Genomic DNA, 20,275 nt, shown 5'->3' on the forward strand with positions numbered 1-20,275 from the left:
CTGTCCTCAGAGTTCGTGGCCGGTGTCGCGTTCGACCGCGCGGTCACGCTGCCCAAGTTCGGCGGCGCGATGCTGCGCCCGTGCCAGGTCTGCCCAGGGTCCGACCTCACCCGATTGACCGAGATCGCTCTCATTCTTCAATTCATGCGCAACGGCGGCCCGGAGTGCTGGATCGCGGACCTGCTCGTTGAGCGGTGCGAGATCGCCAGACCGAACGCGGTCGAGATCCTCGGGTATCAGGGTGTCATGCAGGCGGTCGACGATGGCTTCCAGCGCGGGCACCTCGGAGACCTTCATATGGCGATCTGCGCTCAGCAACTGGTCGCGCGCAATGGCCTCCATCAACTCCGGCGCAAAGTTGAAAGCGGCGACTTCTGCCCGAACCTCCTGGCCGAGGGCGCGCTCCGTTTCCATCCAGAACACCTTTTGCATCGTGTTCGGCTGCTCCGTGATCCAGCTCGCCCGCTGGCCTTCGCTACGCTCGGCCAAACTGAAGCGGGCGACCATTTCCTCGACTGAGGTGCCTACTATGCGAAGCTCATCTTCCCGGATCGAGAACAGCGCCGTCAGCCGTTCGCCAATCTCGTCGCGAACATGTGTAAGGGTCGCGCGTAGTCCATCATCAAGGGAAACGCCCTCGGTCTGGCCCTGCTCCAGTCGCGCAAGCGAGGCAAGTGTCGGGTTGTGGTAGGGATCGGTGTTTGGGTCTGCGACCTGGGCATGCTCTGTTAGGAGGATGCTATCAGGCGCGAGTTTCAGGGAGGCGCGCGCCTGCTCGGCAAAACTCCGTTCAAGGTCGACCCGGTCAGCTGAGGGCTCCATGGCACGAATTGCCTCCCAGGCCTCGGTGGCGGAAGCGATCATCTCGCTGCGCGCAGCTTCAATCCGTGCAGCGGGGTCGCCTTCGGCATGAAGCGAGTGATCGGGCATCAGGGGAACTCCTTGTCTGAGAGCGGCGGCAGAAGCGCCAAGCGCTCGGGCCAGCCGGGAAAGGTAGGAAGAGGTGCCCGCCTCGGCGCCGGTTGCAGCGGCAAAACCAGCAAGGTCACCCAAAGTTTCGTATTCGCGAGCAAAGCCCTGCAACGCGGCAAGCCGTCGGCTCCGCTCTCCGTCGGACAGCGGCGGCGGGGGAGGGGGCGTGGACTTCCCGCCCTCTCGCGAGGCACGCAGCTCGGACTGGCGCGGCGGGTTCTCGACAATGCCGCGGGAGAGGCGCGACGAGGCGAGGATGTTCAGCCCATGCGACTGGCTTATCTCGGCGTGAAGTTCACGCATCACATCGAAGTTCAGCGCGGCATGGCGACAGATCGACAGGAAGCGGCCTTCCTCGATGCCATGCTTGTCGACCACGAAATGCGCATGCAGATGGTCGGTGTCCTTGTGAAGGGCAGCGACATAGCGCCAGGCATCCCCATACTCACCAGACCCGAACACCGCCTGCCCCCATTCCCGAGCGATGACCTCGGCGCGCTCTGCGTCCGCCCCCCGCGGGAAACTAAGGACGATGTGATCGGCATGTCCCCGGCGCGGTGCACCTGTCCAGGTTGAAGACCAGATATCCGCCGTCCGGCCCGTTCGCGATGGATCGAAGTCACGCTCATAACCCGCCAGATTGCACCAGGTGCTCTGCACCCCGTCTTCCCGGGCCACATAATCGAGCAGGCGCTTCAACTCCTGCGGCGTTCGGGCACTGCCACCTGCGATGCGTTTGACGACCGACTGCCAGCCGCGTGGTCCTCCAGCGTTTCGCAGAAGCGCCCGGGTCTGGCGTTGCTTGCGCGTGCCGAGACGGGACGACGCGCCGTCGCCACCGCCGCGCCCACGCCGCCGATCGTCGAGAACATGACCGAGAACCAGATCCTCGACGGAAGATGACCGGATCATTTCGGCGCCTCGGCAGAAGTGTCCGCGGCAAGAGCAAAAGGAGCGGTCTGATCACCAAGTCCCTGCTTTGCCCGGAGCGCCGAGAGGAGGTGGACAACGTCTTCAACCAGATCATCGACCCGCGCTCCGACCTTGCGCACGAGGGCGGCATCGCGGGCATTCCAGGTCAGGCGTCCGACCGCCCCCAGACGGGCGATCTGGTTGAGGTTGTTGCCGACGGCTGACAACTCCCGCCTTGCTGCAGCGATGGCATCAAGCTCGTCTGCCTGGATGGCCAGACGATCGCTTGCCTGTCTGACCAGATGCCGGACTGCCTCGGAAACCGTCAGACCGCTTGCCTCGGCAACCGCCTGAAAGGCTGCATGCTCGTCTTCCGTGATGCGGATGTTGAGCTTCACCGAAAGCCGCAGCACCTCTTTCCGATCAAGGCTGCCCTTGATCCGTGACAGCGCCTGGCGGGAACGGCCCATAGACCTCGCCACGGCCGCGACGCTCTCACCAGCGAGGAGCCGCGCCGTAATGGCGGTAGTCTCGGCAGAGGTCAGGCGTGAGCGTGGCATTGCATCATTACATGTGTTTTGCAGTCATTGCGCATCATGTACCACACATCACCGTTCCTGCCAACCGTCCTCACCGGCCGGTTTCCACTCCTCCGAAGAGGAGCCCGCCTGCGGAAACCGGACAGCCGGTGAGGACTCAATATGGCGTCAGGGGTCGGCGGCTTGCCCGCCGACTGCGTCCCTGCGCCCCGGCCGTCAGGCCTCCGTGCAACGCGAGACCAAAGTGGTCGAGCGCCTTGAAACCTTGGGTTTTGCAGAATTGTGCGGTCCCTCCATGAGAGACTGCCGGGAAGGGCATGATAGTCTGAAGGAAGACTTGCCCGGGAAGGGAAGAGGGGCCGGGGAAGGGGTCTCTAGATGCTTCAAGGCCTGCCTACGGCGGACAAAGGAAGACCATTAACGGCTTTGGGAATGCAGCCAGAGGCTAGATCTGCGCAGCGTCAACCTGTCACTGGCCGAACTGGCAAGCAGGCAGACAGGCAAGCAAGCAGATTCTCCGGGATGCAGCTAGTTGGCGGGTCAAGTTCGGGATCATCCCCCGACGGAAGCCTGATGTCGCCTGACCTTCGGACCAGCCATGCGGACAGGTTCCCACGCAGCCATGCGGCCTGTCACCTATGCAGGCATGCAGACATGCAAACCGTCATACGGGCCGGAGGGCAAACTGCCAAGATTGCGGGCAGGCCTAAGAGCTGCTCGAACGCCGCGCCGCAGAATCATGGCTGCAGGAATCCTTAGGAACATGAAGGCTTCAGCGGTGTGTTACAACTTCCGGCACATCCCATTTGACGTTTCTGCAACCTTATGCCTAAACGGCGCACCGGACGCCGGACGGATTAGTGACGCCTTTACAACGGCTTCGCTCTACCTTGCCTTGCTTTCGGTGCATCGTCTTCCGCAGCGTCATGAAAGAGCGCCGGGCGTCGGTGCCAGGGGTAGTGAGTACCGTTTGTGGAGGCGTCATTTCATGCAAGTCATTACCATCGTGCAGACCAAGGGCGGCTCGGGCAAGACCACGACCGCCATGCTTCTCGCGTCTGCAGCACTGAACCTCGGCCGTCGCGTCACCCTGATCGATGGCGACGTGAATGCCCAACTCGGCCGCTGGCGCGACAGTTTCGAACTGGCCGCCTGGGAGGGCGCGCAAAAGCCCGAGTGGCCGGAGAGTCTCGCGATCCTTTCACCGCCCGAGAGCGTGGAAGGGCTTCTGTCGCTCCTCGAAGCTGAGGAAGCGCGCGGCGTCGATCTCGTCGTGATCGACACGCGACCGGGCACCCATACCGACACTGAGGACTTCTGCCTGATCTCCGATCTGGTGCTGATCCCAGCACGCCCCGTCTATGCCGAATGGGAAATGACCCATCGCGCCGTCCTCTGGATGGACGACCTCCGCGCCTCGATTGCCGAGGGCGAGCGGTTCCCGACGGTCCGGGTCCTCGTCATGGACGCGGGGCCGAAGATCATCGACGCCGCAACCCGGGAAGGGGGAATGGCACAACTGCCAAAGCGCGACCAGGACGTGCTGCAAGAGATACTGCGTCTCGACCATATCGACGTGATCGTTCCGCATTCGAGGATCCTCGAACAACTCGGCTATCACGGCCCCCTTGGACCGGCGGCCCGCGCCAACGCCAAAGCACCCGGCGGTCGGCTGGTGGCGGATGCCATCACACGCCAGCTTGAAGTTGCGGAACTTGTCCTGACCGGGATCGACGAGGTGATCCCTGCATGAGCCGTTTCCGCCTTCCTGCACGTGTCGCACCATCCCCAGCGGCGGAAGAACCAGGCTTGCAGAACTCCGCCGCACGGTTGCGGTCATCGCGCGAGGTGCAGTCGCGCATTCTTGCCGAACGGCGTGCGCCGGAGCAGGGAGGAAATGTCGAGGGCGTCAAGGCCCAGCTTCCCGACATGACGACGGAGCACTTGGCCGACCCGGAGTTTGCCGGGAAGAGGGAAGGGGAGAGTAGTCAGCCGCAGTCCCCCGCTTCGCCGCCCGAATGTGCTGCCAGTGGGTTGGCGAGGCCCCAGAAAGAGAAGCTGGTGGTCCTCTTTCGGCTGCCGTTGGCAGCCGAGAAGCAGCTTGAGCAGATCCCGGGCGCGGGCGACGTGACCCCAGCCTACATGCTGCGCGCCTTTGCCAAGGAAGCCCGCGCCGAACTGCGGCGGCTCTTGGCGGAAGATGAGCTCACACCGTATGTCGACGAGGCGAAGCGCATCTTCACCATGGCAGCCACGGACATGGCGGTCGGCGAACCGATGACCGTCTACGCCCAAAGTTCAGCTATCCGGGCTATGCATGCGGCACTTGGTGACCCTTGGCTGATCGAGCCCCGGGCGACGATCGTTGGTGCCTTCTTCGCCGCAATCGCGTCGCAGCTCATCGAGGCGCGACGCGTCAGATAGACCTCACCCATGCAACAGAAATCGATGAACTGCCTGCGGTTACTCGCAGGCAAGATCGGGCAGTGGCGCTGTCTCGAAGGTCAAGCTGTCGACGCTCGTGACCAAGGCGAATTCGCCGCCTGTGCGGAAAGTCGCAACCATCTTCGCCCATTCCGCGGCGTCAGCTGTCGCTTGGGCAAAGATGCCGTTCTTGACCGGCAGGCGTGCCTGTTCGCCCGACTTTGCGAGAACGACAACCATGTCTGGCCCGGCGTCTTTGTCGAAGCGGACCACGAGCGCGCCGTTGGGCGTCGGCCCGAAGACGCGATCCGGATCGCAGACAAGCCGCACCTCACCCGCCTCGCTGGTGAGCGCGTAGGTCGGCAGGCCACGCTCGACACCGACCGTCCAGTCGTCAAGCGCGTGGACGGGAACAGACATCGCCGCAAACGCGGAAATAGCCAGAACGGGGGACAGGATATGCATCGACAGAAACACCTTTCGTGGTTCGCGTGGCGACAGCAAAGCACCACTTCTGATGTCGGTAGATATGTTCTGACAGAGTTCATGTCCATGACGGCTAGCCGTCAGCGGATGACAGGAGGCCGGCATGGAAGAGGTCGCTAGACGCAGCTCCAACTGCCCAACCATCGATCGTCGCCTGTGGCGGATCGACCGCGGAGACCGGGAACTCGTTGCAGAACGGCATCGCACCGTGAATGGCCGTTTCAGGACCGTGTGGCTGGTCCCGGAAGAAACCCTGCATGGCGTCCTCTGGGTCGAGGTTGTCGAGGAAACACCGGGCGATTCGTCGCCATGATCCATCAGCTTTCTGAATCGGAACGCCCGGGTCGATTCAGAAAAGAAATTTGACTTGGAGAGCGGCAAGGCGGAGTCTGTGCGAGGGAGGACCGCCATGGCTCTGGCACATCTGCACCGGATCAACCCTGACGCCAACATGGCGCGGTTCTACTGCATCGATGTTGCGGCGACGCTGTTCGGAGACATCTCGGTCTTTCGAACCTGGGGCCGGATCGGGACCCACGGCCGGACGAGCATCGAAACCTGTGCTTCTGTTGAAGAAGCGGAGAGGGCGGCATCCCACACGCTCCGACAGAAGATGCGGCGGGGCTATCTGCCGGCCGGCCAAATGCTGCCGCTAGACCTTGCAGTGTGAGATCTGTCAGGCCCTACGCTGAAGCCTGCCTTCAAGCTCGGCACCGGCCTCGATGGCGATCCGCTTATGGATGACATCGGCCCGCACGACCGCGCTCGGCGCGAGCTGAACGTTTCGCGCCGAGATCATGCCCGAAACTGCCCCAAGCACCACGAGGTCGTGGGCGACGACGGAACCTTCAACACGACCAGAACCAGCCACGGTGATTTCCGGCGCCCGCAGTGAGCCAACGACATTGCCTTGGACCTCGATCGGTCCACTGGAAGAGGCATCGCCTTCGATGACAAGGTCCTGCGCGAAAACGCTGCGGCGGGCGTTTGCGACGGCCGGGTCCAGCCAACGGTCGAGGTCGCCATTTGGGGTCTTCATCTTGGTGCCGCCTCAGCTCAACTTCGTGCCACACGACTGGACCAGAAGCGAAACGAAAGGGCAACACGCAGGGCTGTGATCGGCGAAAAAGTGCGTCTGGGCCGCCGCCACGAACCGTGCGACATATCGGTTGTGATGGGTACCTCCCGAATCCAAGGGTAGGGGGCGGAATTTCAATTTGGGAACCGAGAACGACCGCTTTCTTGCTTGAGCGCATGCTCAGTTCATTTTGGCAGCGTCCAGTGATCTCAGATCGTGAACGATCCTCGAAATGCCTCAAGCGCCTCCTCCGCATCACCCGAAGCCCAAGCCTCCATACCGACGGGGCCTGAATAGCCCATTTCGTTGAGGGCTTTTGCAACACCAGCAAAGTTGATCTCGCCTGTCCCCGGTTCGCAGCGGCCGGGGTTGTCGGCGACTTGGACCTCGCCGATCCACGGCAGACACGCCTCGCACCAGCGGATTAGGTCGCCCTCGCCGATCTGAGTATGATAGAGGTCCAAGTTGATGCGAAGTTGCGGGCGGTTAACCGCGGAAACCAGACCCAGCACCGCCGCAGTCGACCCAAAAGGGCAGCCGGGGTGGTCGATGGGGTTCAGGTTCTCCAGCGTGAAGACCTGGCCCTCGGACTCGGCCAGGTCGCAGATGCGGTGAAGCGTGTCTCGGGCCCGCTGCTCCATGCCGGGGGCGAAGGCGCCGATTTGCGGGATCGGGATTCCCATGTCGCCAAGACCCGTGCCGTGCAGGTTCAGACGGTGGACGCCAAGACGCTTGCCCACCTTCGCCGTCTCCTTCACCGAGGCGAGCAGCGTCTCGCACCCCTCGGCATCGGTCAGGCGGCCCTGCAGGTAGCCGTTCATGATGGTGAAGGTTGCGCCGGTCTTCTCCAGCGCGGCAAGGTCATGCGCCGGCCAGTTCCAGAGACCGACACCAAAGCCCATCTCCTTCAGACGGCTTGCGCGCCATTCGATCGGTTTGTCGCGCCAGAGCATTTCGGCACAGGCGGCGAGGGGAAAGTGCGACATGGGTAGGCTCCTTGACGGTTGGGGCGGTGGCCGAGAGGGCAATCCCGGCCACCGCAATGCCGGGTGGGAGGAAACCCGGCGGGGAGAGCAATGGTGTCGCCGTTCAGGCGGCTAGGGCCGGCATGACAGAACGGGAGACGAAGTCGTAGGCCCGCGCGATGGTCTGCGCAGGGAGGGCAAGAGCCGGGTCCTGCTCGGCTTCGACCAGGAGCCAGCCCTGATAACGTCCGGAAGCGAGGAAGCGTGCAAGGGGCGCGAAGTCGACGGCGCCGTCGCCGGGAATGGTGAACATCCCCGACCGGACGCCGGCGTTGAAGGACAGGTCCGCGGTGCGGATACGGTCCAGCACATCAGGCCTTACGTCCTTGAGGTGGATATGCGCGATTCGATCGGCGTAAGCTTCGATCAGGACGCTGTAGTCGAACCCTCCCGCGAAAGCGTGGCCCGTATCCAGAAGAAGCCCGACGGAGGGTCCGGAGTTCTCCATCACCGATTGCACTTCGGCTTCTGTCTCGGCGACCATCATCAGGTGATGATGATAGGCAAGGCGAAGCCCGTGCTCGGCGAAGAGCGCATCGGCAAAGCGGGTGAGGCGGTCACCATAGGCGGCCCACTCCCCTGCTTCAAGACGACCGCGCCGGGACATCGGGATGTCCAGTGCGTCGGCGGGCATCCGGCCGCATTCGCCGTAGACCATGACGCTTGCACCGCAGGCTTTCAGAAGCCGCGCGTGGTCGCGCACGGCGCCCATTTCCTCGTCCACCGAGCGGTCGGCGAGGAAGTGTCCGGCATCACCACCCACGGAACAGTTTGGCGTGATTGCGTAGCGGAGGGTTTGTGGCTCATCTTGACCCCAGTTGGAGTTGAAGATGATGAAGAAACCGGTGACGACCAAGGCCCCTGCCGAGCAGGTCGTGAAAGACATCCGGCGCGCGACGCGCAAGTTGCATTCGTCCGAGGAGAAGATCCGGATCGTTCTGTCCGGCCTTCGTGGCGAGGATAGCATTGCTGAGCTTTGCCGCAAGGAAGGCATAGCTCAGAGCCTGTATTACAGTTGGTCAAAGGAGTTTCTTGAGGCCGGCAAGAAGCGGCTGGCCGGTGATACTTCTCGTCAGGCCAACACCGGCGAAGTGAAGGGCCTGCGCGCCGAGGCTTTGGCGCTGAAGGAACTGGTGGCCGATCTGAGCCTCGAAAACCGCCTGCTCAAAAAAAACATGACCGGGGCTGGGGGAGAAGGCGAATGAGGTATCCCGCCGCTGAGAAGCTTGAGATCATCCGGCTGGTGGAGCAGTCGCATCTGTCGGTCCGGCGCACCCTTGCCAAGATCGGCATCCCGCCCACCACGTTCTACCGGTGGTATGACCGCTTCGTCGAACACGGGCCGGAGGGGTTGGAAGACCGCCCTTCACGGCCTTCCCGGGTCTGGAACCGCATCCCTGAGGCCGTGCGGGACCAGATCGTGGACTTGGCGCTGGAAGAGCCGGAGCTGTCGCCGCGCGAATTGGCAGTCCGGTTCACTGACACAGAAAAGTATTTTGTGTCAGAGGCTTCCGTATACCGCCTGCTCAAAGCGCACGACCTCATCACCAGCCCGGCCTATATCATCATCAAGGCGGCAGATGAGTTCAAGGACAAGACGACGGCGCCAAACCAGATGTGGCAAACCGACTTCACCTACCTCAAGGTCATCGGCTGGGGCTGGTTTTACCTTTCTACGATCCTCGATGACTACTCGCGCTACGTCGTCGGCTGGAAGCTCTGTGGCAACATGCGGGCCGAGGATGTCACCGACACGCTCGACATCGCCCTGACCGCGTCCGGCTGCAGCAGCGCAAAAGTTCTGCACAAACCCCGGCTTCTCAGCGATAACGGCTCGTCCTACATCGCAGAGGATCTGGCCAGATACCTCGAGGATAAAGGCATGAAACATGTCCGCGGCGCCCCGATGCATCCCCAGACCCAGGGCAAGATCGAACGATGGCACCAGACCCTCAAGAACCGCATCCTGCTCGAAAACTACTTCCTCGAAGGCCAGCTTGAGGCTGCCATCGCCGCCTTCATCGAGCACTACAACAACCACCGCTACCACGAGAGCATCGGCAACCTGACCCCGGCTGACGTCTACTTCGGGCGCGACGAAACCATCCTGGCTGAAAGGAGGCGCATCAAACAGCAGACCATCCAAAACCGCCGCTTGAACCACCAGCGTCAAGCAGCATAACCTGAACCCGATGAGCCCCAGCTCTCCGCTCCAAAATCAGGCCGCCTGTTCCAAATCATTCGACGACGGACAGTGCTGACCGACAGTCTCCAGGCCAACGGACTGGTCGCGCTACTTGTGAACATCAACACCCGCTTCGACCATGTCCGCGCACTCTTGAACGCCGACCAGCGCCAGGTCGATGCCGTGATCCTGTTCGGCACGGCCTTCCGCGACGAGACGCTGCGTGATCGCCGACAGGGCCGTGGAACGCCACCAACTTTCGTCCTGGCGCGCGACAGCCAGATTGAAGGTGTGCCGGCCGTCGACTGCGACGCGGAACTCGCGATAACGGAGATCGTGGATCACCTCTGGTCTCGCGGTTATCGCCGCCCCGGTTTCATGTCCGGGGCGAAGGTCCTGTCCACAGCACTGGGGAGGAGAGAACACTTTACCTCCCAATGGGCCGACAGGGGCATCGACCTGAGCGCCGATCTCGATGCGGGAAACTACAGCTCCCAGGTCGGGGCCGATGCCATGCGCCGGTATCTTTCTACCACCGCACCGGAGAACCGGGTAGACGTGCTGATGTGCGAGAACGACATCCTGGCAATGGGCGCGATGGATGTGATCCGTGGCGAGTTTCATCTCAGAGTCCCGGAGGACATCGCCATCGTCGGTTTCGACAACTTCGAACTGTGTGGCGTTCCCGCCTACGGACTTACGACCTACGAACAGCCTTTGCGAGAGATGGTCAGCACAGTGGTCGAGATGGTTCTCGGGCGCAGAGAGCCGCAGACAGTGCGCCTACCGGGGAAGCTTGTAATCAGGCAGACGACGTGACCGAAAAACCGGTCATACGCTTGGTAGATGCCTTCCCGATTCAATGGGCAGGGTATGTGCTTAGACACGGCGGAAGCAGGCAAGTTACTCACCGCGAAGTTTTCTGAGGCTTACTTACAAAAAGACTGATAATTTTGATTATGTAATATTTCTGACTCGACGACCAAGAATCCGCCACTTGGTCGGCGCCCGATAACGATCGGGAGGATCACCTGACACCGAAATTCTCATTCGGTGAAGACGTGTCTTTGCAGCATCTCCATCTCCGCGAAGTGCTGCAAAGTTTGTTTTCAGCGCTTTTTGTTCGACTGGGAAAGAACAGAACCCGCGAGAGTCTTTGTGTTTTCCGAGTAGCGATCGCTGCGGAGCACCTTCGAGGCCAGGTCCTCCATCTTCGCCCCCGTTTGGCGGTCGGTTCGGGACTGAGACAGCGCCGACCCCGCAAGCATACGGGCGGTCTTCGATGAGCCCGGCTTGAACAGGGTGTCTGCCGCGAGCGACGCAACCTTGGTAGAAGTGCCTTTTCGATTTACTGTCATCTTTTACTCCATGTGGTATGTGATGTAGTTAGAAGTTCTATAGGTGGTGTTTGGCTTGTGGTTTCGCAAGCAACTCGAAGGGAAAGTCGGCACTAAAGCCCAAGCTCGAATAGATCAGGCGTGGATTCATCACGCCTCCGACTAATCCCTTCGCCGAGGTGCAAACACGGGTGCTTTATGTCTGTCAGCCCCTTATGCCCTTCGAAATGGGCCCAGCCACCTTTCGGCATATGGACACTGACGATCGGCGCACCGCACGAGGGGCAAACTCGTCTGAAACTGGCACCCTTCTCTTGCGCGCTACTAGATTGGTTCAACCAAACGCCACGGACAGGAACTGTTCGCCCGGTCGATAGTCTGCGGTTATGGGGTTTTCGGTAGATCCAACGGTCCATCACTTATGCCCCCTCCGCTCTTCGACAGAGCTGCCGCTTGGGGTCGAACGCACGTAGAAACCTTGTGGGATGGCCTCCTGCACTAGCCCGACATGCGAGATTAGCCCCACGGCTCGGCTGCCTTCAGTCAAGGCCGCCAGAACTTGAATTACTTGATCCAACGTTCCGGCCCCGTTCTCCGTATCGAGGCTGCCGAAGCCTTCGTCGATGAAGATTGTGTCCATCCGGATCTTGCCAGACAGGCTCTCGACCACGTCGGCGAGGCCGAGCGCCAATGCCAAAGCAGATATGAAGGTCTCGCCTCCAGAAAGGGTCGATGTTGGACGCGCCTTGCCGGTGTTGATATCGAAAGCCTCGATCTCAAGCCCGCGCTTGCCGCGGCCACTTGATCCCTCGACCCCACGCTCCAACCGATAGCGACCGCGCGTCATCGGGTCGAGCCGCATGTTCGCCGCCTCGAGCACCCGATCGAACATGGCTGCTATGGCGAAGGTTTCGAGCGTCATGTTGAAATCGTTCTTGCCATTGGCAAGATCGGCCAGCCCTCGGAGCGGCCCGGTTTCGGCCTCGAGCTCTTTTGTTCGCGCCAGCGCCTCAGCGAGCGACGCCCCAAATCTCTTCAAGGCTTCGACTTTCGTTGCAGTCTCAGCCAATTCTGAGTTGGCCGCCTTAACTGCCTCCGCGGCGTCATCGTGTGCCTGCACGAGCGGGGCGAGGACTGGACGTTCGCGACCTACACAAGCGGCCTTTGCGTTTTGCCACGTTGTGCGTGCCGCAATCAGCGCTTCGCGATGGTCACTCACAATTTGTCGGTCGGCGGCGAGGGTCAGGAAATGTACCTTGCAACCCGTGTATCCCGCTTCGTCCAGCCCGACCTCGCGCAGACGGGCAATGAAATCGCCACGCGCCTTCGCTTCGCGCAGCGCCTGTGCCTCCCGTGCCCGCTTCGCCGCTTCGAGCTGCTCCTGTGCCCTCGTCAGCGCCTCACTCGCTGCTTGATCGCGTTGCGTTGCATCCTCCAGCGCATCGGAAAGCTGCCTTTGTTCGCGCAGCAAAGCTGCTCGCCGAGCCGCGACTGACTCGGGCGTTCGCAGGCCCTCTGGCAGTGCCCCAACCACGATGTCGCGCTTGGCCTCCGCAGCCGCAGACGTTGCCTCAGCCTTGCCAGCGACCGACCTTGCTGCCGTCTCAATGGTCTCAGATTCCTTTAGCTCAAGCTTGAGTTCGGCCAACCGCCCCGCCATCGCGTCAAGATCGACCGCCTCCCCAATGGCAGCGAGCTCACTGATCAGCCGTGTCTTTTTGGCCTCGAGATCGGACGAACTGCGCTCGGGCCGTTCCTGTTCATCCAGCGCACGTTTCTTTTCGTCGAGTCGCGTCCGGCAGTTGTTCAGTTCACTTTCGGCCCGAACCTTGGCTTCGGCTGCTGCCTTCGCCTCTGTCTGCGCGCTGCGAAACGCTTCGGTCAATCCAGTTTGCTCGGGGGTGCCTCGCGCCGGCGTAGGATGATCGTGGGACCCACAGACGGGACAGGGCGAACTATCAGTCAATTTTTCTGCAAGGATGATCGCTTGCGTACGCGAAAGCCGCGCCTCTGCTTCCGACAAGGCCGCATCTGCGTCTTCTGCCGCTTTGGTTTTCTCAGCCAGCTCACTCGTTGCTGCTTGAACTTTTGCGTCGGCTTCCGCGACAGCTCGCTGTGCCTTGGCAAGCGCGCTGGACTTAAGCAGTTCTTGGTTCACGACCGCCAGTTCACCAGTCAGTTTGCCTCGCGTTGCCTCAGACTTGCGCGTTTGGTCTAACCTTTGATCGGCCGCATCGATCGAGGAGATGAGCTTTGCGCGCGCCCGTTCGGACTCGGCAAGAGCGCCTTTTGCCCTGACCTCTTCCCTTGCAGCACCGACAAATGCAGCCTGCAATTCCACAGCTTGCCCAACCTTTTCCTCGATCTCTTCCAGCCGGGTCATGTCGGCCTGAACCGACTGGAGCCGCTCTTTGCCGGCCGTGGCTTGGGCAAGTATCAGCGCCGCCTCCTGCCGAGTGTTTGCAGCGGTTTCGAGCGCCCCTCCCGCCTCAGTCGCAGCTTTTGATGCGTCCCGACTGTCTCGCTCGGCATTGTGCCAAGCCGTCTCAAGGTCCTGTGCTTGCAAGGCCTTGGTTACAGCCTCGACCTTCTTAGCAAGGGCATCGACCTCAACGGTTTTGGCTTCGAGAGTGTCGAGTGCCTGCAGCGCGCTATCGACGCCAGCAAAGGCCTTTTCGATCTGCTCTGCTTCAGTAAGAGCGTTGCGTGCGGCTTCCTGCGCCGCCTCCGCAACCGTCTGTAAGCGCCGCTTCTCTTCAACCTGGGCTTCAGCACTAGTAATCCCCAGTGCCAGCGCTTCGGAGCTTTCAAAGCCTTGCTCCTCCAGTCGGACCATATAAAGGGCACGCTGTTCTCGTAGGGCGCGCTCCGCCTGTGCGGCCTCTTCCTTCAGTTGCGCGGCCAGATCGCGATAAATCTTCACATCAAAGAGCTCACGCAGAATTTCCACCCGCATGTCGGTCTTCGCCGCAAGAAACGTTTCAAACTTACCCTGTGGCAAGAGCACTATCTGGCGAAATTGTTCCGCCCCATAACCCAGCAGTGCCTCAATCTGCTGCCCCACCAAAGAAACCTTCTTCTCTGCAATGACCCTGCCAGATTGGCCCGATCCAAGCGCTTCGACGGGGATCCCCGTGACGTCGAAAAGCGAGGCCTCGGCAGCATCTGAGGTCGTCCCCTCTCCGCGCGCCTTCGGTCGCTCTTGCGCCGGGCGTCGGCGGATCAGATAGGTTTTCGTGCCCAATTCGAAGACGAACTCAACTTCGGTGGGCAGATCTGCGGCGGCGTGGTCTGACCGCAGCGAACGCGGCTCTTGGTCAATCCTTGTCGGCACTCCGAAAAGCGCAAATGACATTGCCGAAAAGAGCGTCGACTTCCCTGCCCCGGTCTGGCCATAGATCCCGAATAATCCAAACTCCAGTGCAGAGCGAAAATCCACAATCTCAGTCGTTGCGAAAGGTCCGAAGGCCTGGAGCGAGAGACGAATGGGCCTCATGTCCGGCCCTCCGCAACATTGGCAGCGTGAAGTTTGTCGGCGACGATTGCCAACTCAGCGCCGTCCGGCTCCCTGCCCCGCACAACATTCAGGAAATCGGCAATCATTTCCATCGGCGTGACCGCAGCGCGCGCTGCACCAAGCGCAATAGCTTCTGTGGCCCGCGCCTGACGGGCATAGGCCAAGTGGCAGGCGTTGGGATAGGTCGCCCTCAAGCGTTTCATCGGATCAATCAGAGGCGTTTCATCCGTCAGGATGACCTGGATGAAATCTTCTGTGGGAGTTCCTGCGAGAATATCAGCAAATGCCCCGGTGAGCGAACGCACCTGCCTGAGCGGGCGAAACGGCACGGTGCGGATTTCGACTCCCTCCTTGTTCACATCGACGATCGTCATGGACTTTTGGTCTCCCGCCTCGTCGAAACCAAAGGCCAGCGGCGCACCAGAGTAACGGATGTTGGCGGAGCCCACTTCCTGTGGTTTGTGCAAATGCCCCAGAGACACATAATCCGCCCCTTCGAAAACCTCCGCAGGAACGGTTTCGATGCCGCCAACTCTGGTCAGGGCGCGCTCGGTCTCTCCGACCGCTCCTCCGGCGACGAAAGCATGTGCAACGACGACCCACCGTGCCCCCTTGGGCACGTGCGCCCTCGCTGCAGTGAGTTGAGCTTCGATGACGTCTGCGGGCGTGCTGATCGTCTCATCACCGAAGACTTCCCTTGCGGCGTATTCATAGGAAAAGGGCAGCGCCGAAAAGGCGACCTCGCCGTCCGAGTCACGCAACACCAGAGGGACCTCGGCCGTATCGGCGATCCCGCGCACAAGCACCCGTGACGCAGAAGAAAAAACCGACATCGTCTCGATCCGGTCACCTGAATCGTGGTTACCGGAGATCATCACGACAGCGGCTTCCGTCTCTTCCGCAACGCGCTTGAGAAAACGGTTGAACTGCCGGACCGCTGAATTGGGGGGCGAGGCGCGGTCGAACACATCGCCCGCAATCACGAGCACCTCCACCCGCTCGGCCACTAGCGTCTGGACGATCTGGCCCAAGACGACCTCGTGGTCTTCCTCGAGTCCCAGTCCCATGAACTGCCTGCCCAGATGAAGATCCGCTGTGTGAAGGAGTCGCATTTTTGTATATCCAGTTTCTATACGTGTTTTTACTGTATGGACGTTGCGCGCTGAGTCAAGTAGTCTTCGGTTCATGGGCCTTGAATCTCTCAAACATGCGCAGCGCGAACGGATCCTGTTCTTGGATCAATGCCTTACATGGAAAGGCCAGGCGAACCGCCGGGACCTCATTCTGCGCTTCGATATCTCTACAGCACAAGCAGCGGTCGACTTCCGCACCTACCTGTCTCTGACCGAGACGCCGCCAGTCTATGATGCTGCGGAGAAGACTTACTTCTCGAGCGGCGACCACAGAGCTTTGTCTTCTGTCGGCCCCGAACAGGTCTTCCATCTCCTAAGCGAGGAGACATCCGACCTTGGAACGAGCATCCCGCTGCCCAGTCGCAGTTTGGATCCCGCCATCATTGCACCCCTTCACCGCGCAATGAAAAACGAACGAGACATTCAGATCACCTATACCTCCATGAACAGCGGCCTGTCCGAACCGCAATGGATCACTCCCGTTCGGTTTCATTTTGACGGAGAGGCGATGCACTTACGTGCATGGAGTCACAAACACGAAACCTACCGCGACTATCTCCCGATCCGAATATCTAAACAGTATTATTTCGCAACGCGTGATAGATCGTCGCCGACCCCTTTCGACTCAGACTGGTACAGTCTCGTGCGCTTGTGGATACGCCCACGTTCGGCTCTCACGGAAGCCCAGGCACGGGTCGTCCGGCTCGAGTATGGCTTCCAAGAGGGTACAAACATGGCGATCGAAACTCGAAAGGCACTAGTATTCTATATCAAGAGGCGATGGCGCCTCGAGGACGACAAGGGTCGGCTTGAACTTGAAAAGGTCGAAGACTTGGAAGCGTGAAGCTACTTGGCGGGTCTGAAGCGAATTTTGACTGATGGACCTGTTTCCTCGTCTACGTGCCATTTCCAAAACGATAGCCTTCCCAGACGATTGCGATAGACGGGCGAAAATGTGCGTGGGATGTTTCGCGCGGTAGCCCGCGCAAGGGTACGAAAGAAAACGTCGTAGGAGCGTAAGTTGACTGTCAGTGTTCACAATCCTGATCAATACATGGCGGCGCTACGGACAATTATTGCGCAGGGCCGCAAACGAATTGGTCTGTTGGTTGGTGCAGGAGCTTCGGCCGGCATGGCAAAGCCTGATGGTACTTACCCGCTTATTCCGGCGGTTGCGGGCCTTACAGAGCAAGTCCTCACGACGCTTGCTCCAACCTACCAAAAGCAGATTGACGGCCTAAAAGGTGAACTCGCCCGGCACGACATTGAGACGATCCTTTCGCGGGTCCGTTCGTTGAGCCAAGTAATCGGTTCAGCGAAGGTCCACGATCTTGACGGACCAGGCTTTGCCACTTTTGGCACAGCGATCTGCTCCGAGATCGGTAAAATCGTGGACGTCCGATTGCCGACGACCAGATCCGCCTATGCAGATCTAGTGAACTGGATTTCTGGCACAACGCGTGACTATCCTGTCGAAATCTTCACGACGAACTACGACTTACTGTTCGAAGAGGCGTTCGAGTCTGTTCGAGCACCTTATTTCGACGGCTTCACGGGCGGTCGCGAACCTTTCTTCGACCCAGTTTCAGTGTCGCGCAGCGATCTTCCCGCACGATGGACGCGGCTCTGGAAACTCCACGGTTCGCTGGGCTGGCGCGCCAGCGCGAAGGGAGAAGTGATCCGAACAGGCCAAAGCTCAGCGAGTCACCTCGTCTTCCCCGAACACCTGAAATATGATCAGACGCAAAAGGCACCCTACGCTGCGTTGCTTGATCGCCTTCGTACCTTCTTGCTCACTCCCGACACGCTGCTGGTCTCTATCGGCTTTTCCTTTGCCGACGCGCATATTGCTGCTCGGTTGGATGAAGCGCTGGCCGCAAATCCATCGTCCAGTGTTTTCGCGTTCCAATACAAGATGATCGAGGAAGAAGGACCGGCGTGTGATCTTGCCCGTCGCCTTCCAAACTTCAGCGTTTATGCCCGTGACCAAGCCAAGGTGAACGGCATTCGCGGCGCATGGAAAGCACCGGCTGAGCTTCCCAACAAGGATTGGGGCCCGATAAGATCGACCTATCTCGACAAGGACGGGCACTTCATGCTTGGAGCAATTGAGCCTTTTGCCCGGTTTTTCGCGGCATCCCGCTCAGTTCAAGCGTTTCCCGCAGCACCGACGTCGACACCAACGTTGGCAACTTCTTCGCCAACGACTGGCACTGCGGCGGTAGTCTGATGAACGCTCCGACCCTTCTCGGCCATGTAGGCTCTGTCGCGGGTGCGACCGTCAGCGTCCGCCAGTTCGAGGGTGTAGCCTCGGGCATTGCGATCATCGGAGGAAGGAGCTACCGGGTCGGTCAGGTCGGGAGCTTCGTGCGAATACCTCAAGGGTATCACGATCTCTACGCGATCATATCCGAGGTCGGAGCAAGTGCAACACCTACGACGTTGACGGATACGCTTGACCGGGGCGAACGATGGCTGACCGTTCAGCTCGTCGGCGAGATTGTCGAGGCATCGTTTGAACGGGGCATCAGCCAATATCCAAACGTGAATGATGAGGTACATCTCGTCACCGAGGAGGACCTGGCTAAGATTTACGGAGCAGCGTTCGCCGGACAGGTGGTAGTGGGGCGACTGGCCAACGCGGAGAGCATCCCGGTACGTCTAGACCTCGACAAGCTTGTCACGCGGCATAGCGCAGTGCTCGGTTCAACCGGCTCGGGTAAATCCACGACCGTCGCCAGTTTGTTGCGATCAATTTCGGCGCCAGGCGAAGCTGGCTTTCCAAGCGCGCGCATCCTCCTGCTCGATATTCACGGCGAATATGCCCGTGCGCTCGGCGACAACGCTGAAATCTTTCGGATAACACCCGGAGACGGTGAGAAGGAGTTGGTCATACCGTACTGGGCATTGCGGCCAGCTGAAATCCTCAGCTTCCTGTGCGGGAAAATGGACGACCGTGCGACGACCGCTATCCTGGACAAGATTTTCGGCGCCAAGAGCACGATAGCGCAGGTAGACAACTTTCCAGGCGTCGACCTCAATTCGATGACCGTCGATAGCCCGATTCCGTATAGCTTGAAAGACCTTTGGCTCGAACTGATCGATCCTGAGGTTAAGACTTGGCAGGATCAAGCGAAGACAATCCCCGCGATCGTGCAACCAGGGGACGCCGCTACACTTCGCCTACCGAGGTACCAGCCGCACACGACAACAAATTCCGCTCCGTATCAGAACAACATAGGTGTACTCGGCATCCGCAAACAACTCGATCGAATGCGATCGCGGCTCCTTGATCGTCAATTCAAGTTCATGCTTACGCCCGGCGAATGGGAGCCGGACTTGGCCGGTCATGTAGCAAAGGATCTTCCAGCCCTACTCGAAAGTTGGATAGGCCACGAGAAAGCTATAACGGTGCTCGATCTTTCAGGTATTCCCAGCAGCGTTCTCTTGGATTTGATCGGCGCAATTCTGTCGATTATTTATGAGGCACTCTTCTGGGGTCGCGATCGCGATGAGGGTGGCCGAAAGCGGCCTCAACTCATCGTTATGGAAGAAGCCCACCGATACCTTGGTCGGGAAACCGACAATCCTGCACGTGAGATGGTACAGAGAATCGCGAAAGAGGGTCGCAAGTTTGGGATTGGTGCGATGATCGTCAGTCAGCGTCCGTCAGAAATTGACGACACCATTCTGTCCCAGTGTGGCACCTTTATCGCGCTGCGTCTCACTAACTCAACCGACCGCAGCAAGGTTCAGGCCGCTTTGCCCGACAACCTGAGCGGGATCGCTGACAGCCTCTCGGTTCTACGGACAGGCGAAGCCATAATAACTGGCGAAGCTGCGCAGCTGCCAGTGCGTTGCCGCATTACCCTGCCACCCGAAGACCGACGCCCAAGCAGTGCAGATCCGCTGGTCGCCGACAGCTGGAAGCGCGCCCGGGGCACTGAAGATTATGATCAGCTTGTCGCAGTATGGCGTGCTCAGGATCCAAAGTGGAAGCCACCAGAGGCGGACGAAAATGAAGGAGAACCTTGATGGACAGACAGTCGGTAGTATCCAGCAATTTGGCGGAGGTCGGATATGACCCAAATTTGGAAACCCTAGAGGTTCAGTTTAAGAGTGGCGGCATTTATCAATATTTCAACGTGCCCGCTTTTATGTACGAGCGTTTGATGAGCGCAGATTCACTCGGTCGCTTTTTCAACACGGAGATTAAAGGTCATTATCCCGAGGCAAAGGTCTAGCGCATCGCACTGAAATTGCCATTGAGTTGGCAAACTTTGTGAGGGATCTGCTTACCTACATCTCAAAAGCTGCGGGTCTACAACTGGCCCCAAACCAGACTTTCGCCCTCATCGAACCATACCATTGCTTCTGGTTCGAGACCTTGCTGCGACTAAGGTAAACGGTCTGCTTTGGGATGGTCGCAGGCCAGAATCTGCTGTCTTCGACGGCCTGCTTTGGGCCGTGCATTATCTTGACCTATAGCCTCAGCCCGGCGGGTGATCCCTGCCAGGCCAGGTTGTTGGTCGGCTTCAGAAGCCGACCTCGTCGTTGTTGTCGACCAGTTCGGGGCCCTCGCCCTCGGCCGTCTTCGGGCGGCTGAGGAAGTCGACCTTCTCGGCGATGATCTCGCAGCCGTAGCGGTCGACACCCGCCGCATCGGT

Annotated in this window: 19 protein-coding genes and 1 pseudogene; 10 read left to right on the forward strand and 10 right to left on the reverse strand. The window is 60.0% G+C overall.

Annotation, left to right across the window (positions count from 1 at the left end; all coding sequences use genetic code 11):
* Positions 1-6 precede the first annotated feature (6 nt).
* Together V3C85_RS18135 and V3C85_RS18140 are read right to left on the reverse strand one after the other, a co-directional pair.
* Positions 7-1,884: a relaxase/mobilization nuclease domain-containing protein gene (locus V3C85_RS18135; RefSeq protein ID WP_331796900.1), complete on the reverse strand. Its 1,878-nt coding sequence runs from the start codon at positions 1,882-1,884 to the stop codon at positions 7-9.
* Positions 1,881-2,354, reverse strand: a complete 474-nt coding sequence (locus tag V3C85_RS18140; RefSeq protein WP_331796902.1) for a plasmid mobilization protein — start codon at positions 2,352-2,354, stop codon at positions 1,881-1,883. The genes V3C85_RS18135 and V3C85_RS18140 overlap by 4 nt, the downstream gene beginning before the upstream one ends.
* Before the next feature lie 1,057 nt (positions 2,355-3,411).
* Here V3C85_RS18140 and V3C85_RS18145 point away from each other — a divergent pair.
* Together V3C85_RS18145 and V3C85_RS18150 are read left to right on the forward strand one after the other, a co-directional pair.
* The gene (locus V3C85_RS18145; protein WP_331796903.1) at positions 3,412-4,176 is read left to right on the forward strand and encodes a ParA family protein; all 765 of its coding nucleotides are present in this window, start codon (positions 3,412-3,414) and stop codon (positions 4,174-4,176) included.
* Complete coding sequence (locus V3C85_RS18150) at positions 4,173-4,847, forward strand: hypothetical protein (RefSeq protein ID WP_331796904.1); 675 nt, start codon at positions 4,173-4,175, stop codon at positions 4,845-4,847. The genes V3C85_RS18145 and V3C85_RS18150 overlap by 4 nt, the downstream gene beginning before the upstream one ends.
* Before the next feature lie 39 nt (positions 4,848-4,886).
* Here V3C85_RS18150 and V3C85_RS18155 read toward each other — a convergent pair whose 3' ends face one another.
* Positions 4,887-5,312 (reverse strand): hypothetical protein, encoded by a 426-nt coding sequence (locus V3C85_RS18155; protein ID WP_331796905.1) that lies wholly within the window; start codon positions 5,310-5,312, stop codon positions 4,887-4,889.
* 124 nt (positions 5,313-5,436) lie between these two features.
* Here V3C85_RS18155 and V3C85_RS18160 point away from each other — a divergent pair, with 124 nt between their 5' ends.
* Together V3C85_RS18160 and V3C85_RS18165 are read left to right on the forward strand one after the other, a co-directional pair.
* Entirely contained in the window at positions 5,437-5,646 is a 210-nt protein-coding gene (locus V3C85_RS18160; RefSeq protein ID WP_331796906.1) for a hypothetical protein, read from the forward strand.
* 96 nt (positions 5,647-5,742) lie between these two features.
* Positions 5,743-6,003 (forward strand): WGR domain-containing protein, encoded by a 261-nt coding sequence (locus tag V3C85_RS18165; protein ID WP_331796907.1) that lies wholly within the window; start codon positions 5,743-5,745, stop codon positions 6,001-6,003.
* Between the two features lie 6 nt (positions 6,004-6,009).
* On the opposite strand, the gene V3C85_RS18170 is transcribed toward V3C85_RS18165, so the two are convergent.
* From V3C85_RS18170 to V3C85_RS18180, 3 genes are all read right to left on the reverse strand, one after another.
* Positions 6,010-6,372 carry a bactofilin family protein gene (locus V3C85_RS18170; RefSeq protein WP_331796909.1) on the reverse strand — a complete coding sequence of 121 codons (363 nt, stop codon included), beginning with the start codon at positions 6,370-6,372 and terminating at the stop codon, positions 6,010-6,012.
* Between the two features lie 248 nt (positions 6,373-6,620).
* Positions 6,621-7,397: a TIM barrel protein gene (locus V3C85_RS18175; RefSeq protein WP_331796910.1), complete on the reverse strand. Its 777-nt coding sequence runs from the start codon at positions 7,395-7,397 to the stop codon at positions 6,621-6,623.
* A 103-nt stretch (positions 7,398-7,500) separates the two neighbouring features.
* Entirely contained in the window at positions 7,501-8,292 is a 792-nt protein-coding gene (locus V3C85_RS18180) for a TIM barrel protein (RefSeq protein ID WP_331796912.1), read from the reverse strand.
* On the opposite strand from V3C85_RS18180, the gene V3C85_RS18185 reads away from it, so the two are divergent.
* Both V3C85_RS18185 and V3C85_RS18190 read left to right on the forward strand, forming a co-directional pair.
* Positions 8,267-9,618, forward strand: a protein-coding gene (locus tag V3C85_RS18185; RefSeq protein ID WP_331796913.1) for an IS3 family transposase whose coding sequence is annotated in 2 segments (ribosomal slippage) — positions 8,267-8,603 and positions 8,603-9,618 — 1,353 coding nt in all. Because the reading frame shifts where the segments join, the coding sequence is not laid out codon by codon here. The two genes, V3C85_RS18180 and V3C85_RS18185, sit on opposite strands and share 26 nt — an antisense overlap.
* A gap of 72 nt (positions 9,619-9,690) precedes the next feature.
* Positions 9,691-10,440, forward strand: coding sequence for a substrate-binding domain-containing protein (locus V3C85_RS18190; protein WP_331796915.1), 750 nt, complete (start codon positions 9,691-9,693; stop codon positions 10,438-10,440).
* A gap of 290 nt (positions 10,441-10,730) precedes the next feature.
* On the opposite strand, the gene V3C85_RS18195 is transcribed toward V3C85_RS18190, so the two are convergent.
* The 3 genes from V3C85_RS18195 to V3C85_RS18205 all read right to left on the reverse strand — a co-directional run bounded on the left by V3C85_RS18195 (position 10,731) and on the right by V3C85_RS18205 (position 15,662).
* On the reverse strand, positions 10,731-10,979 hold the full coding sequence (locus V3C85_RS18195; protein WP_089258537.1) for a hypothetical protein: 249 nt from the start codon (positions 10,977-10,979) through the stop codon (positions 10,731-10,733).
* Positions 10,980-11,373: 394 nt separating this feature from the next.
* Positions 11,374-14,454: an SMC family ATPase gene (locus tag V3C85_RS18200; RefSeq protein WP_331796917.1), complete on the reverse strand. Its 3,081-nt coding sequence runs from the start codon at positions 14,452-14,454 to the stop codon at positions 11,374-11,376.
* The gene (locus V3C85_RS18205) at positions 14,451-15,662 is read right to left on the reverse strand and encodes an exonuclease SbcCD subunit D (protein WP_331796919.1); all 1,212 of its coding nucleotides are present in this window, start codon (positions 15,660-15,662) and stop codon (positions 14,451-14,453) included. The genes V3C85_RS18200 and V3C85_RS18205 overlap by 4 nt, the downstream gene beginning before the upstream one ends.
* On the opposite strand from V3C85_RS18205, the gene V3C85_RS18210 reads away from it, so the two are divergent.
* The 4 genes from V3C85_RS18210 (at position 15,661) to V3C85_RS18225 (ending at position 19,852) form a co-directional block, all read left to right on the forward strand.
* Complete coding sequence (locus V3C85_RS18210) at positions 15,661-16,452, forward strand: WYL domain-containing protein (RefSeq protein WP_331796920.1); 792 nt, start codon at positions 15,661-15,663, stop codon at positions 16,450-16,452. The genes V3C85_RS18205 and V3C85_RS18210 overlap by 2 nt on opposite strands.
* A 177-nt stretch (positions 16,453-16,629) precedes the next feature.
* Positions 16,630-17,838, forward strand: a complete 1,209-nt coding sequence (locus tag V3C85_RS18215; RefSeq protein ID WP_331796921.1) for an SIR2 family NAD-dependent protein deacylase — start codon at positions 16,630-16,632, stop codon at positions 17,836-17,838.
* On the forward strand, positions 17,838-19,643 hold the full coding sequence (locus V3C85_RS18220) for an ATP-binding protein (RefSeq protein ID WP_331796922.1): 1,806 nt from the start codon (positions 17,838-17,840) through the stop codon (positions 19,641-19,643). The genes V3C85_RS18215 and V3C85_RS18220 overlap by 1 nt, the downstream gene beginning before the upstream one ends.
* A complete protein-coding gene (locus V3C85_RS18225) occupies positions 19,643-19,852 on the forward strand; it encodes a KTSC domain-containing protein (protein ID WP_331796923.1) in 210 nt (69 codons plus the stop codon). Before V3C85_RS18220 ends, V3C85_RS18225 begins: the two co-directional genes overlap by 1 nt.
* 291 nt (positions 19,853-20,143) lie before the next feature.
* Here the strand turns inward: V3C85_RS18225 and V3C85_RS19450 are convergent.
* A pseudogene (locus tag V3C85_RS19450) lies at positions 20,144-20,275 on the reverse strand (single-stranded DNA-binding protein); the annotation flags it as partial.

The organism is Pseudotabrizicola sp. L79 (genome assembly GCF_036553525.1).
Classification (GTDB): domain Bacteria; phylum Pseudomonadota; class Alphaproteobacteria; order Rhodobacterales; family Rhodobacteraceae; genus Pseudotabrizicola.